Consider the following 13,805-nt stretch of genomic DNA (forward strand, 5'->3'; position numbering starts at 1 on the left):
CGTTCTCATATTCTTCCATAAACCATACCTCCGCTTCAACTTACTAGAAGTATCGTCTGGTTTTCAATTTAACAAACCAATAGTAGATAGCGAGGAAGCAGTTTGTTGTGGTATAGAACAACGTAAAATGAAGCGTGGGAAAATTAATGTTAGCATATAGATTTTTGTGAGAGCTTCTCTGTACCCTAATAGCCTCGGCGAGTTTTACGGTGGTGCTTGTGGTTTATTCATCGTCAGACTACTTTAGAAAAATGTACTTACTTATATAACCTCCAATTAATCCACCAATTACTGCACTTATAATGATTTTAAAAAAATCCCAATAGAATTTTCTCTTTCTTTCCATTATTATTTGCTTATATACTTCTGTTCTCAATTCTAAGTGTGCACGGCATTCATTCAAGTATCGATCTATAAAATTAATTTCCGGTGTATAATTTGTTATTTCAGTTTGTTCAATAATTTCATTTCTTTGATTTTCAATAAAGTCATACACTTTCAAATATACAAATTTTAAATCTTTCATATTAAAATATTTTAATTCAGATAATTTAGTGAAAACTTCATTTATTTCTAAAGTTAATGCATTAAATCCAACCTTAATACAACTTGTACCTGCGAAACTACTTAAGAGTACTCCTCTTTCATTATGATCCATAATTACTTTTGTAATTTCTGCTTTTATTTTATATTTAGACGTATCAAAAACAACGGCTAACCAATTATCAAGATTCAACGTTTCACCTTCTTTCGTCTTTTAAATATTATTTAACGGTCTTTCCTGCATGCACCCACATTCCTGAAATGCATAAAGCAGACCTAAGACCGTATGGTCGACAACGTGAATACGGTTTTTGGTCAAGTTGATGTCACCTATGATTAGCTTTCAAGTTTATTCTTTAGTTCTTGAAGCAGTGGTAAAAAATTTTCTATTATTCCATTAATGTTATTAGTGAAAACACTAGCATGTGTATAATGGCCTACTCCAAAACTAACCTTCATAATTGACATATTATTTTTGAATTCTTCATTCTCTTTTATAACACCTGAGCTGATGTCATTCGGGGCAAAATTATGAGTTATATCATTCCGTAAAGTTCTAGATAAGGTGAAGGGTTCAGATTTATTTGTTTGTTCAACTACTTTATATAGGTTATTATCTATTTTCAAGAGGTTCTTCATAACATTCGAATTAAATCGATTACCTGTCTCTATATTAAATTGATAATATACATTGATAATATGATACATAGTATCCCAAGCAGAGAAAAATTTATAGTAAAAGTTATCAATATAGTAATCAAATATAGATTTATAATAGAATGTTTCCTTGTTAAAGTGTGGGAAATATTGAATCGATTGATCTTTCACTATAAACCATTCATCATCAGGTATTCCTTTATTATAGTAATGCATGAAGAATATATAACTCATTCTAGACTGACCTAGCCTGTTATTAAATAATCTAATCCAACTTGACAATTCTTCGTTTGTAATAAAAGCAAAAATATCACTTGTTTTTAGTTTCTTTACATCTAGGTGTAACTGTGCAATTTTTGATTTTTTTTCGATTTCAATCCATTGAGCTTTTGAAGGATACTCCAAATGATCATGTATCATTTAATCACTTCTTTCTTGACATGAATTTCAGCTAACGTTACTGTATTCACGAACCTGAGAGACTTAAGCGCGTCTACGCCGGGTCGGAAGACTTAGCCTCGCAGAGGTTGTCTGCTGAAACCGCTTCCCCGAAATCCTTCTTGCAGACCAAGGTCGTAGCCCGCAGCTTGAACACAGTGTTATACGGAGAATCGGCTTCTTGAATAAGCCTTCAAGCATTACTCAATTATTTCATAACTATCTTCTAAATACTTAATAACGTCATCTTCTCCTAGTTCTTTTAACTTATTAATAGTGCTATCAGGGTCAAGAAGAAAACTTGTCTCATAAATTGAACATCCAATATTATTTATTGTTACTTCTTTCTTCTTAATAAGTTCACTATTACTTATACTAATATCGAACAGAAATACAATTTCTTCAAAATATTCAACAATATTATTTATTAGTATTAGCAAATGTCCAAACAATCTATCCGTAACCCACGAATTGTGCATTCCTCCGATGCAAGAACCCCAGAATGAATTGCTATTCGAATGAACAATTTTACTTAAATCAGAATATATTTCTCTTGAATTAGAATTGTTATCAATTGCCATTCTTCTTTCCTTGGGTGTAATCTCCAATTTCTTTTTTATAACCCAATCGTTCACACTGTCAGGATTATTAATGAAATATTTTAGTAACCAAGACAGTTCTAATGCTTGTCTTAGCATAATCAAACTCTCGTCCTCTAATCCCATTTTTAGTAATTGGTAAGTAGCTAGTATATGATTTATTAATCTTGCAGTTATAAAGTGTCGAGCATGTTGGAAATAAGCATCTTCTTCTTTGAACTTTTCCTCATTAAACATTGACAGATAATTTAGTGCTTGCCAAAACACATCATCTCTATCATCTAAATGATCAAGAAATGAAATTTCCTTTGATCTATTATAAAAGCGTTCTTTTACATTTATCACCAATTTATCCCCCTTGGGCAATGTAATGAATTATTAATCCGAAATCTACTAGCCATATCTCTATGTAAATTATCTTTCATCACAACGGGTAGGAACAGGGTGAATGTATGGCGAACCGAACTTTCTATACCCCAATTTTTCGCCGTCACTTCTGGCACTGTCCCCCGATTAATCTAATCGCCCGATACACCTGCTCCAGCAGCAGAACCCGCAGCACTTGGTGCGGATAGGTCGTACGGCCGAAGGAGAGCTTCTTGTCGGCGCTGGATAGGACGGCGAGCAATTTCCCATTTCAACAGAATCACGCTTGACGATAGCAAGCGCGTCGGCAGCGTTGAGTTCGCCTTCAACAAGGAGACGGAGGAGCATTTTTTAGGCGTAGCCCCTTCCGCTGACAACATGGCGGAAGGGGCTTTTCCTTTATCAGGAAAAGCCCCACGACTTATTCTAAATATAGGCATCTAAGTTTAGCGCATATAGTAATTTTATTTGTGTGAGTAAAACTCAACAACTTCAAGAGGAAAACCCTTGTTAATTGTATGATCGTAACTATAAAGATGATCGCTATTATTTTCACATTTACCGACTTTTCGTTTAAATCTCTCGTCCTGGATAATATTTACTCTTCCATCACAAATCGGGCAAAAGCCATACTTCTTTATTGAATAAACATTTTCTTCATCATCTTCAAATAGAATAGGTCGATTATTTTCTTTATACACACCATCGTTCATTAACTTCCTATGTTTATTACGTGAATCGAGTGCATATGCTGCCAACCCAAATGTAGCCATCAGCAAGAAAAGAACAAAACTATTTTCTCGAATAAAATAAGTGACTATCGTTATAACTGCCGAAATTACCGATAACGCCCCTGAGACTTCAAATTTTAACTTATACCCCTTAACTCCACCCCAAACTTTTCTATCAGGGAGATCCTCATAATCTACAATTAATTCATTTGCTGGACTAGGAGCAACAATTCGGTTATCAATGTAAAACTCTTGCTTACTGTTAATACCCAGTCCGATGTTAACATTATCGTGACCTGCATTTATTGTATTAAAACCGTCTCTTTGATTAACTGGCTCTTGGCAATATGGGCAGAAACTAAAATCCTCTTTAATTTCCCCACTACATTTCCTACAAATCATCTTATCACTCCAAATCAGCCAGAATATATTGGCTAATTATACCATAAATAAGGAGAAAATTGTCGATTGTCCTGCTGGATAGATAATAAGGGTCCCATCTCTTGTACGCAAGCTCCAAGACCCAGCAACCACTTCTCATTCTGTAGCCTTCTCAGCCCAAAATTTCGCCGTTACTTGTGATACGGTTCCCCCGATTTATCCGCATCGCGCGATAAATCTGCTCCACCAGCACCAGCCGCATCAGCTGGTGCGGCAGCGTCATGCGGCCAAAAGACAGCCGCATATCCGCCCTGCGCAGCAGCTCGCTCGACAGTCCGAGCGAGCCGCCGATGACGAAGGCCACCTGGCTGCGCCCGTAGGTGGCCAGCTTATCCAGCGAGGCCGCAAGCTGCTCGCTGGACCACATCTCGCCGTCGATGGCCAGCGCCACGACGTACACGTCCGGGCTGAGCTTGGCCAACAGCCGCTCGCCCTCTTTCACGCGCACCTGCTGCTCCTCAGCAGGGCTCATGTTCTCGGGTGCCTTCTCATCTGGCACCTCAATCATCTGCACCTTGGCATAAGGCCCAAGGCGTTTCACATATTCCGCGATCCCATCTACGAGATAGCGTTCTTTCAATTTCCCTACGGTTAATATCTGTATATGCATAACCGATCCCCCTTTTGCATGTCCTTAATTCTCTTCATCCCGCTCCGATTCCAAACAAAAAAGGAAGGCCTCCGCCTTCCTCATACAACTAGAAATCGCGCTAACTCCTTGCAGTGTTCACAGTGCGTAGGTGCTTCCCAATTGGCGAAGTGAGTCTTCTGTAAATCCACAATGTCAGGAGCTTCCTCGTACTCATCCACGAACTCGTCAATCGCAATTTCCAAATGATCTTTACAAACTACATGCATGCAAGTACCTCTCATCCGCCATGTTTCTCAAATCTCGATGACTTCTATTGTTCCTGTTAAGCTCTTCGTGAAATCCCCTATTTGGTTTGACCCGCATCACTTATCCGACGCTTCCACCAACGTGACCACCACGTTCAATTTCTTTCCGCCGCGATAGTAGACCACGTTCACTTTATCACCGATGTGCTTCTCATTGTACAAATATTTCCTCAGGGCAATCGTACTGTCGATCTTACGATCGTCTAACTGAACGATCACATCCTGCGGCTTCAGGCCTGCGTCTTTGGCAGGTCCGGATACATCAAAGACGATAACTCCAGTTTTCACATCTGCAGGGAGCTTTAATACATCCGTCCCTTTAAAAGCTTGCAGCTCCTGCGTGGAAACCCCCATTAACGGACGTTTCACTTTATGATCCTTAATCAAGCTATCAATAATCGGCTTCACACTGTTGATCGGAATGGCAAACCCTAACCCTTCCACACCTGTATCCGAAATTTTCATCGAATTAATCCCGATGACCTTGCCTTCGATATTGACTAGCGGTCCCCCGCTATTCCCTTGGTTAATGGCCGCATCGGTTTGGATGACATCCATTTCCCAGTCGTAATCGCCACCATCACGTGATAGCGAGACAGGTATGGTTCGCTTCGGCGAAGAGATAATACCTTGCGTCACGGTTGGAGAGAACCCTAATCCTAGTGGGTTGCCTACGGCTATCGCTGTCTCTCCCGCTCTTAAAATATCGGAATCGCCGAATTCGGCAAGCGCTTTAATATCTTTACCGTCTGCTTCCAGAACGGCTAAGTCCGTAATACGATCGCGGCCGATTAGGGTTGCTTTGCGATGTTCCCCTTGGAAATTGACGATTTCGAATTGGTTCCCGCTTTCGACAACATGGTTATTGGTCACGATTCGCACTTTATCGCCACTGCGCCCGAAGATGACTCCGGAGCCAATGCCAATTCCCGTCTCTTGACCCTTATCATCTTTTTTCGCAGAAATCACACTGACCACAGTCGGTTTAATTTTCTCCGTAGCGGCTACAACAGAATCATTATTGTTCATCGGATGCACGTCCGCTTTGGCTACCGATGCCGGGACAGCAAGGGACGCCCCTGTACTACTCTTCCCGATACCGCCTACCATCCATACTAGCAAGAGCATGATCAATGCTCCCCCTACCCCAGCTACAAGGGCGACGTTCCGTCTACGATCCGCAAAGCTTGTGAAGGGAGTTGACCCTTTTGGACGCCAAGGGCGCTCGCGCTTCCTTGAAGTTTTGGTCGAATAAAAATCATCATCAAACAAACTCATACCGGATCCCTCCTCGCTGACGGGGGTATGGCCAAAGGAAATCCCTCGCAAACATCCATTATGTTGCTTTGGTGGTATCCAAGTCCTTTGCCAACAGCCCAACGGTAACGCTCTTTTCTCTTTTTGAAAATAATAGGAATGTTTCGTACGTTTCTTGCCTACAATAATAGTAAACCAAATCTCTTAACGAATTACTAGAGTGAACTGAAACTTTACATATACACAGAAAAAGGAGAATGCGCGATGAACCGAATTCCTTCCCATTTTGACGAAATCAATATGATTGGTAAGCTCGCTGATCTCAAGGATAGTCACTATCACCAATCCCTGGTCCTTTCATCTCTCATCCAAGTGCTGATCGATAAAGGCCTAATTACGGCACAAGAGCTTCAGCTCAAATCCAAGGAACTCGATGCGGCGCTCACTCCGAGCCCAATACATCCCATTTCGTAGGTCGGTCAAAATACGTATCCATCAGTCGTATCTGCTTAGACTCGGGGGCACGCTCTTGTATTATGTTATTCACCGTCAGCCTGGCCAAATCCATTAAATTATGATCACGGCTAAGATGTGCCATATAGACGGATTTGGTCTTGCTGGTCATCACATCACAGAGCGCTTCCCCTGCAGCTTCGTTGGATAAGTGACCCTTGTCTCCGAGAATACGACGCTTAATACTCCAAGGATAATGCCCTACGCGAAGCATATCCACATCATGATTGGTCTCCAGCACCATAGCATCCGAGTCTGCAATTTTCTCTTTCACCTTCTCGCTCATATAACCAAGATCTGTGACGACACTTAACTTTTGTTCCCCTTCATAAAAGCAATAACCAACCGGCTCCGCAGCATCATGCGAAATACCGAACGATTCCACACGCAGTGTCCCGAAATCTTCGATCTCCCCTGTAGACATCACTCTTTTGTTTCCTTCTACAATGACACCGATTTGCCGGTCCAGCTCTTCCCATGTCTTCTCATTGGCATAAATGGGCAGGTCATATTTACGAGCGAATGCGCCCAGCCCTTTAATATGATCCGAGTGCTCGTGCGTAACCAGAATAGCATCAATACTGCTCGCCGCGAGTTCACGTTCTTTCATTAACAGTTCCATCTTTTTGGCGCTGAACCCTACATCTACAAGCAGCTTGACCTCACCGTTATCGATAACGGTTGCATTGCCTGTTGAACCGCTCGATAGCACCGTAAATCTCATACCCATATTCCTTACTCCTCTATACATACCTTGTTTGTCGCTTTAGCTGCTCTTTTACTCATTTTTAATATTGATGATTGCTTTACACGCTTTATTTACTTTTATTACCAGTATCTTCTGCTTTCTTACTCTCATCCTGTGTTCCAAATGGGACCATATCCGATCCTTTTTGCGGAGATTCCACAGCACCATTAAAAGCCTGCAAATAATAAATATCTCCGTTATCGATCGTAATTCGCCAGTGTGGAAACATAGGCTGCGTTTGGGAATTGTAGGGTTGTCCGTGATAGCCTAATTTGACTTCCGTAATAATCGAGCCTTCGCTCAAATAATTGTCCACTAGGCTGCGTACTGCCAACTGAGCGGGAATCAGCTTCTGCTCTGCCTGCTCTACTCCTGATTCTACTTCACCGTAGGCTTGACGGTAACTGGTAATTTCTCCATTTTGCTCTTTCAGCACCACGTTTACATCGAACAAAGGAAGTTTGCCATACAACTGATCGAATAAGAAGTCACTGACACCATCTTTACTCGTTACCGAATCCAGCTGATAGAGCTCGAAGTGCGGAATCTCGGACTGTGATTGTATGTCTTTACTAGCCCCCTTACCCAAAATGGCATTTGGGCTAAGCGGCGTTTTCAGCTTCTTCAGCTCGCCTGGCTTAATACTATCATCGAATTTGACCGTAATAACCTTCAGCTTCGGTAGATCTGTTGGCAAATCATCGGCTAACCGGATATTTTTGCTGTGCAGAATTCGATTCAGCTCTTCAAGCGTACCCGAAGTATCCGAAGCAATCTCCGTCATATTGGAACGGTTGGTGGACCAAAGCTGGAATCCGAGAATCAGATTAAGCAGCAAGAAAGAACATATCAAAATCGTTTTGGCCCGGCTCCAATTCATCAGCTCACCCCCCTTTCCTCTACATGTATGTCATTCCATAAAATCAAACGTGCCATCCCGAAGCTCCAAAGCCCACGTGACCACCAAGGTGACGTTTTTATCCGAAATAATCGGACGATACGCTGGGAAAATAGAAACGATACTCGTTCGTCGCTGATAATACTGCAAGCGCTCTTCGAGCGTATCACCTGATATCAACTCTGAATCTCGCCTCTGTACGGTCTTCATATCCGGGATGACCATCGACCGCTCGAACCCGGAAATAACCCCTTTTTGTACCTGCATCTTCATGGAACCAAAACCCTCAGGCTGATTCGTAATAATAGGCAGCGACTCATAGTACTCACGGAACGTGAACGTATGATTGTCAAAAGACTGCTTTTGCGGCGTTCGCGCAACATAATATTTACCGTCCCAACCAATATGTTGATTAATAAATTTAATGCCCGCCTGCAAATCATCCAAGACTTCGCTTTTACTTTCAACCGACGCGACAGGATCTGAATAAGTGATCCAACGCTGATCACGATTAAGTTGAAACCCACGCTTACTATCCGTATAAATTTCAGAGCCATCGCGCTCTTTGAGATTACGAGCAATCCCTGGGTCTACGAACAGACTTTGTTTCAGTTGATCGGCCGTCAACAGACTGTAATTAAATACATACGTCGGAATCCGAAGGGGCTTGATCGGCAAATAATAATCGCCGTTATTCGTTGTTTTATATAGGTTCGTCAAATCGCCGAAGGCTGCGAAATTCTCCACGTCTTTACTTGTAAAATCGGCACCGATAACTTCATAGCCCACACTCGGAGAATCTGTAAAAAAGAACGCACGAACATCTTCGTTATTCCCTTTGGAGAAAATCCAGATTTTCGTAATTTTATCATTATCAGCGGGGAGCTCACCTTCAATACGAAGCTGCTGCTGCAGCACGGTGAACGGAATACCGTCACGGAAGCGAATTTCAACCCCTTGCTGCTTGGTCCGAACTTCTTCCCAGTTTACATTAACCAAATACATCGTCGTTTTGCGGAATCCTTTGAAGCTACGCTGTTTAATATTGTCCAGCAATCTTGTGTAGTAGTAATTGCCGGGATACAGAACGGAATGCTGCTGATTACCCAAATGCACAATAATTTGATCGGGAAATACCATTTCCTGCAGCTCCAGCTGCTTCCCTGGTGTCGTCTCTGCCTGTACATAGTTGCTTTGCTGAATCGGTTCACCTTTTGGCGGATTATAGGAAGCAAGGAGAAAGCTTTGATATAAGCTCACCCCAATGAGGACGACAAGAAAGATCGATTTGAAACTCTCTATCATACCATGTCCTCCCCTTGCTGTATGGGTAGTGTAAACATGACGCAAGTGCCTTGTCCCAGCTCCGAATCTAAACTGATGGACCCTCCATGAGCTTTCACTATTTCCCGGGCAATGGAAAGACCTAACCCTGTACCCCCCATATTCCGAGAACGTGCTTTATCAACCCGATAGAACCGATCAAAGATACGGGACAAATCTTTCTTCGGAATCCCGATACCGTTATCCTTCACCGAAATTTCAAGCATATCCTTTTCGTTCCTCCGAGCCTCTAAACGGATAGCGCCTTCATCACCCGTATATTTGATCGCATTCGACACGAGATTATCCAGTACTTGATCAATTTTGTCCCGATCCAATAATAAACTGGGCACACCCTGTTCGACCTGGATCAAAATGCGAATTTTACGCTGCTTAAGCTGGAACGAGAACCGATCTGCCACCTCATCCAGCATCTCGCTCACAGAGGTTGGCGATTTACTCATCATTGATTGCTTCGAGTCGAGCCTCGATAGATGCAAAAGATCCGTCACCAAGCGAATCATCCGCTCCGTTTCACTGCGCGTAACGCTAATGAAGCGCGAAGCAAGCTGAGGTTCCTCCATGGCTCCATCATCGAGCGCTTCGAGATAGCTCTTAATTGTCGTCAACGGCGTGCGCAGCTCATGCGATACGTTGGCTACGAATTCACGCCTCGCTTGCTCCAGCTTCTCCTGATCCGTTACGTCCTGCAGCACAGCAATAATGCCATTCTGTCCCTCGCCCCGGCGGTGAATCGGCGTGAATGTGATGCGCACGGACAGCTGCTCTTCGTCATCAGGCAGCTCAATGTCCAGCAGGGTCGTATTCACTTGCCCTTGGATGAAGCCGCGAATGGCATCCATGGGAATACCCAGTACCTCCGATATTTCCCGTCCGAGGGTTGTTTCCTCTTCTGTCTGTAGAATTTGCTTCGCTCTACGGTTGAGGACAATGACATTTCCTCTGTCATCTGTTGCAATAACTCCATCATTCATATTCGTCAAGATCGAGGCCAATTTCTCTTTCTCTTCTTCGTTCAGATAGAGCGCTTCTTTCAGCCTATTCATCATAAAATTAAACGTATGTCCCAGCTGCCCAATCTCATCCGTACCTTGAATGACTAGCTGTTGATCGAAGTTCCCCTCCGCAACAGCCGTTGCTTGCTTCGTAATCTCTTTGATCGGATTCGTAATCGTACTGGTGAGAAGAACACCCAGTATCGCTGTTAACCCCAAAGCAATCAACGTGCCGGAGATCAGGATGCGATTGATCGATCCAATGGTCTTATAAACATCTTCCATCGAAGCGATAATATAAACCGCCCCAAGGACACGTACACCGCTGCCAACCGGTTTGGCGATAATCACCTTCCGATAGCCATCTTCATCCGTAAATATACGCTGATTATCCTTGATGCCCTGGAGCGCCCTAATGACTTCCGGCTGCGTATTCTTCTGCTTCAGATGACTCGGAACTGACGTGCTGATCACGTTGCCGTTGGCATCAATAATTTGAATTTCCGCATTGTTAATGGAAAATAAATTACTGACGAATTCGTTTAAATCCGCGTACGTCTTCTTGCCTTCGGCGGTAGTCTTGCTGTCTTGATCGCCGGTTAAATAAGAACCTACGAAGCCGGCCAGCAGGGTGACCTGACTGTTTCTAGATGCTAAAAAATCATTTTTGAAATATGTCTCTACCGTTTTATAAAAGTACACGCCAATAAGCTGCATGGCGATTAGAATAAGCAAAAGATAAATAATAATCAGCTTCACTTGAATCGATTGAAAGAAGCGAATGCCCTTCATGCTTAGAAGCCTCCGGCTTTGGGACTCCGCATCAAGTACCCTAGCCCCCTGCGCGTCATGATATATTCCGGACGGCTCGGATCAGTCTCCAGTTTCTCACGCAGGCGTCTAATCGTAACATCGACCGTGCGCACGTCGCCGAAATATTCGAAGCCCCACACCGCTTGCAGCAGATGCTCACGCGTCATCACTTTGCCTGAATTTTTGGCCAAATATTGAATAAGCTCGAATTCCCTATGGGTCAAGTCGAGTGGCGTACCATCCTTATACACCATGTACATATCGTTATCAATGAACAGCGCATGAATACGCATCCCATTGCGCTGCGTATCCGATTCGCTCGGAGCCGATTGCGCTTTGGTCTGCCTGCGCAGATGGGCTTTCACGCGTGCAAGCAGCTCTCTTGTGCCGAACGGCTTGGTTACATAGTCATCAGCGCCCATTTCCAAACCCAGAACTTTATCCAGCTCTGTATCTTTCGCTGTGAGCATAATGATCGGTGTGTTCAGCTTCGAACGGACCTCCCGACACACATCCATCCCGTCTTTCACAGGCAGCATAAGATCCAATAAAATAAGATCGGGCTGCTCAGAGAAAGCAAGCTCTACAGCGCTCCCGCCATCATAGGCACAGATAACTTGATAGCCTTCTTTTTCTAAATTAAATTTCAAAATATCTGCAATCGGTTGTTCGTCATCCACCACGAGAATTTTGCCAAACAAACCTACCACCGCCTACCTCAGAAATCAGTCCATTTTCAACATACTTCCATCTATTTTACCATAAATTCAAGCAAAAAGAGACAAGGTCCCCGAACTCTCCGGTCTGACCTTGCCTCAATGGTTTTTATTAGCGATTTAAATATTTCAAAGGATTTTCAAGACTTCCGTTTTTGTGAATTTCTAAATGCAAGTGCACACCGGTAGAATCGCCTGTACTCCCCATAATACCGATTTTATCACCTTTCTCCACAATCGTTCCTTCGGAGGTTGTGATCTTGCTCAGATGTCCATATAAAGTTTCATAACCGTTGAGATGGTTAATAATAATATAATTACCGTAATCCGATTTATAACCGGTTTCAATGACTTTGCCATTATCAGCAGCCATAATGTTCTTATTCCCTGTAATATCAATACCCTTATGTAACTTGCCCCAGCGCACGCCAAACGTACTTGAAATACTTGGAGACACAACCGGCCATGCGAATTTTCCTGTTCCTTCGCCTAGAATGACCTTGGTTCCTTTTTTCACTTTAGCTGTTACGGGTTTATCAATAATATCTTCATTGACAAGCTTCTCCTCGGTCATTAAGCCATCGACCTTGGTCACTTGGATGGTTACCTTCTTCAATCCGTTTTTCCCAGCAGAAATGGGTTGAACAACACCGACGCGAAGCGAATCATCCTTCACATACTCGGTATCATATTGAATTTCCTGGTTCTGTATGACTCGCTCCGTTGTTTTGACTGAGAGGGTTGGTTTAAGAACCGTCACTTCAAGTTGATTGCCAATCTTCAGCTTATCATCTTGAATACCGGGATTTTTATCATAAATAAATTGCTTCGTAACCCCTAATTTCTTAGCGATACAGGAGACACAGTCCCCCTCCACAACCGTATACTTGGCAGGTTGAACATCACCCGTCTGAAGCTTCTTGACCACATCCTCGGGCTTGGCCAACTCATTGGGATCAATAGGAATCTCATTGGTATCGACTTTCTGAACGAACTCCACTTTCTCGAGCTCTGATGGTGCTGTAGTAATATCTTCGCCCATACTGGCTGATAACACAGATACCTTGGCGGTTTCCTTGCCTTTAGGAGCAAAAGGTGCGCTTACCTGTTCGAGAATCGCATTTGCTGTCTGTTGATCCTTCACAATTGCGACGGTCTTGCCATCAACCTTGAGTTCAACGCCTACCGGTTGCGGCACTAACAGTTCATCAAGTGAAGCAAGAACGGCAGCATCATCGGTTTTCTTATTGTAAGCCCTTTCAGGCTTGTAGGTAACTCCGTTTGTTTCCAATATTACGTGAACATTTGGGAATTTCTGTTGCACTTGCTGTGGTCTTTGCTGCTTATATTCATCAATCATCTTATTATCGCTTACGATACCTATCTCTTGATCGTCCAGCATCACATGATACACATTAGCCATGCCTGCTTCTACATATTGATGTCCGGCAAACGTAATTACCCCTGTCAGAGCGATTGCGCCCACTCCAAGAATTAGAGGCCATCTATGTCGTTTCACTACCGCCAGCGTCGTTGGTGTCGTTGTTTCTTCCTGCTGCTGCTGCTTGTCTGATTCATTTCCGGTCAAGCTTTCCCGCTTAGGCTTGAATCTCTCAATGAGATCCATGACAAAGCGCATACTCCTGAAACCTGTCATGATCTTCTCCCTTTGCACGGTTTTGCATCCACAGATACATAAATAAACCTTGATTAGACATAATATCCATAACGGATGTCTTTCTTTTGTTAAATTTACCACACTTTCTCTGCCAATTTCAACAAAATACTCGATATCCTTGTGATAGATTCGTGTCTATGACAAAAGAAGAGGCTAAAAACCCATTTTTTG

The 13,805-nt window shown here is 43.0% G+C and carries 14 protein-coding genes and 1 pseudogene; 1 reads left to right on the forward strand and 14 read right to left on the reverse strand.

The window, feature by feature from the left end; genetic code table 11:
* Positions 1–238 precede the first annotated feature (238 nt).
* The 8 genes and pseudogenes from FU659_RS21775 to FU659_RS21810 form a co-directional block, all read right to left on the reverse strand.
* On the reverse strand, positions 239–736 hold the full coding sequence (locus FU659_RS21775) for a hypothetical protein (RefSeq protein ID WP_147949478.1): 498 nt from the start codon (positions 734–736) through the stop codon (positions 239–241).
* A 143-nt stretch (positions 737–879) separates the two neighbouring features.
* Positions 880–1,620: a Cthe_2314 family HEPN domain-containing protein gene (locus FU659_RS21780; protein WP_147949479.1), complete on the reverse strand. Its 741-nt coding sequence runs from the start codon at positions 1,618–1,620 to the stop codon at positions 880–882.
* Positions 1,621–1,838: 218 nt separating this feature from the next.
* Complete coding sequence (locus tag FU659_RS21785) at positions 1,839–2,582, reverse strand: hypothetical protein (RefSeq protein ID WP_147949480.1); 744 nt, start codon at positions 2,580–2,582, stop codon at positions 1,839–1,841.
* Between the two features lie 145 nt (positions 2,583–2,727).
* Positions 2,728–2,865, reverse strand: coding sequence for a 23S rRNA (pseudouridine(1915)-N(3))-methyltransferase RlmH (locus FU659_RS21790; RefSeq protein ID WP_147949481.1), 138 nt, complete (start codon positions 2,863–2,865; stop codon positions 2,728–2,730).
* Between the two features lie 202 nt (positions 2,866–3,067).
* A complete protein-coding gene (locus tag FU659_RS21795) occupies positions 3,068–3,736 on the reverse strand; it encodes a hypothetical protein (protein WP_261807960.1) in 669 nt (222 codons plus the stop codon).
* A gap of 170 nt (positions 3,737–3,906) precedes the next feature.
* Positions 3,907–4,385, reverse strand: a pseudogene (gene rlmH / locus FU659_RS21800) (23S rRNA (pseudouridine(1915)-N(3))-methyltransferase RlmH).
* Between the two features lie 80 nt (positions 4,386–4,465).
* Positions 4,466–4,633, reverse strand: a complete 168-nt coding sequence (locus FU659_RS21805; protein ID WP_147949483.1) for a CxxH/CxxC protein — start codon at positions 4,631–4,633, stop codon at positions 4,466–4,468.
* 96 nt (positions 4,634–4,729) lie between these two features.
* Positions 4,730–5,950 carry a S1C family serine protease gene (locus tag FU659_RS21810; RefSeq protein ID WP_147949484.1) on the reverse strand — a complete coding sequence of 407 codons (1,221 nt, stop codon included), beginning with the start codon at positions 5,948–5,950 and terminating at the stop codon, positions 4,730–4,732.
* Between the two features lie 243 nt (positions 5,951–6,193).
* Between FU659_RS21810 and FU659_RS21815 the strand changes: the two genes are divergently transcribed.
* The gene (locus FU659_RS21815; RefSeq protein ID WP_147949485.1) at positions 6,194–6,403 is read left to right on the forward strand and encodes a hypothetical protein; all 210 of its coding nucleotides are present in this window, start codon (positions 6,194–6,196) and stop codon (positions 6,401–6,403) included.
* Here FU659_RS21815 and FU659_RS21820 read toward each other — a convergent pair.
* The 6 genes from FU659_RS21820 to FU659_RS21845 form a co-directional block, all read right to left on the reverse strand.
* Positions 6,372–7,172 (reverse strand): MBL fold metallo-hydrolase, encoded by an 801-nt coding sequence (locus FU659_RS21820; protein ID WP_147949486.1) that lies wholly within the window; start codon positions 7,170–7,172, stop codon positions 6,372–6,374. The genes FU659_RS21815 and FU659_RS21820 overlap by 32 nt on opposite strands.
* 85 nt (positions 7,173–7,257) lie before the next feature.
* A complete protein-coding gene (gene yycI / locus FU659_RS21825) occupies positions 7,258–8,070 on the reverse strand; it encodes a two-component system regulatory protein YycI (protein ID WP_147949487.1) in 813 nt (270 codons plus the stop codon).
* A gap of 30 nt (positions 8,071–8,100) precedes the next feature.
* The gene (locus FU659_RS21830; protein ID WP_147949488.1) at positions 8,101–9,393 is read right to left on the reverse strand and encodes a YycH family regulatory protein; all 1,293 of its coding nucleotides are present in this window, start codon (positions 9,391–9,393) and stop codon (positions 8,101–8,103) included.
* The gene (gene walK / locus FU659_RS21835) at positions 9,390–11,219 is read right to left on the reverse strand and encodes a cell wall metabolism sensor histidine kinase WalK (RefSeq protein WP_147949489.1); all 1,830 of its coding nucleotides are present in this window, start codon (positions 11,217–11,219) and stop codon (positions 9,390–9,392) included. The genes FU659_RS21830 and walK overlap by 4 nt, the downstream gene beginning before the upstream one ends.
* 2 nt (positions 11,220–11,221) lie before the next feature.
* Positions 11,222–11,941, reverse strand: coding sequence for a response regulator YycF (gene yycF, locus FU659_RS21840; RefSeq protein ID WP_029196128.1), 720 nt, complete (start codon positions 11,939–11,941; stop codon positions 11,222–11,224).
* Between the two features lie 127 nt (positions 11,942–12,068).
* Positions 12,069–13,613, reverse strand: a complete 1,545-nt coding sequence (locus FU659_RS21845; protein ID WP_147949490.1) for a M23 family metallopeptidase — start codon at positions 13,611–13,613, stop codon at positions 12,069–12,071.
* Positions 13,614–13,805 lie beyond the last annotated feature (192 nt).

The sequence above is a fragment of the Paenibacillus sp. N3.4 genome (assembly GCF_008017805.1).
GTDB lineage: Bacteria > Bacillota > Bacilli > Paenibacillales > NBRC-103111 > Paenibacillus_E.

Excerpts from the sequence above, each read along its gene's own strand:
- FU659_RS21780 (WP_147949479.1), bottom strand. The coding sequence starts at position 1,620 with ATGATACATGATCATTTGGAGTATCCTTCAAAAGCTCAATGGATTGAA.
- FU659_RS21795 (WP_261807960.1), bottom strand. The coding sequence starts at position 3,736 with ATGATTTGTAGGAAATGTAGTGGGGAAATTAAAGAGGATTTTAGTTTC.
- FU659_RS21805 (WP_147949483.1), bottom strand. The coding sequence starts at position 4,633 with ATGCATGTAGTTTGTAAAGATCATTTGGAAATTGCGATTGACGAGTTC.
- FU659_RS21810 (WP_147949484.1), bottom strand. The coding sequence starts at position 5,950 with ATGAGTTTGTTTGATGATGATTTTTATTCGACCAAAACTTCAAGGAAG.
- FU659_RS21815 (WP_147949485.1), top strand. The coding sequence starts at position 6,194 with ATGAACCGAATTCCTTCCCATTTTGACGAAATCAATATGATTGGTAAG.
- FU659_RS21820 (WP_147949486.1), bottom strand. The coding sequence starts at position 7,172 with ATGGGTATGAGATTTACGGTGCTATCGAGCGGTTCAACAGGCAATGCA.
- yycI (WP_147949487.1), bottom strand. The coding sequence starts at position 8,070 with ATGAATTGGAGCCGGGCCAAAACGATTTTGATATGTTCTTTCTTGCTG.
- FU659_RS21830 (WP_147949488.1), bottom strand. The coding sequence starts at position 9,393 with ATGATAGAGAGTTTCAAATCGATCTTTCTTGTCGTCCTCATTGGGGTG.
- walK (WP_147949489.1), bottom strand. The coding sequence starts at position 11,219 with ATGAAGGGCATTCGCTTCTTTCAATCGATTCAAGTGAAGCTGATTATT.
- FU659_RS21845 (WP_147949490.1), bottom strand. The coding sequence starts at position 13,613 with ATGACAGGTTTCAGGAGTATGCGCTTTGTCATGGATCTCATTGAGAGA.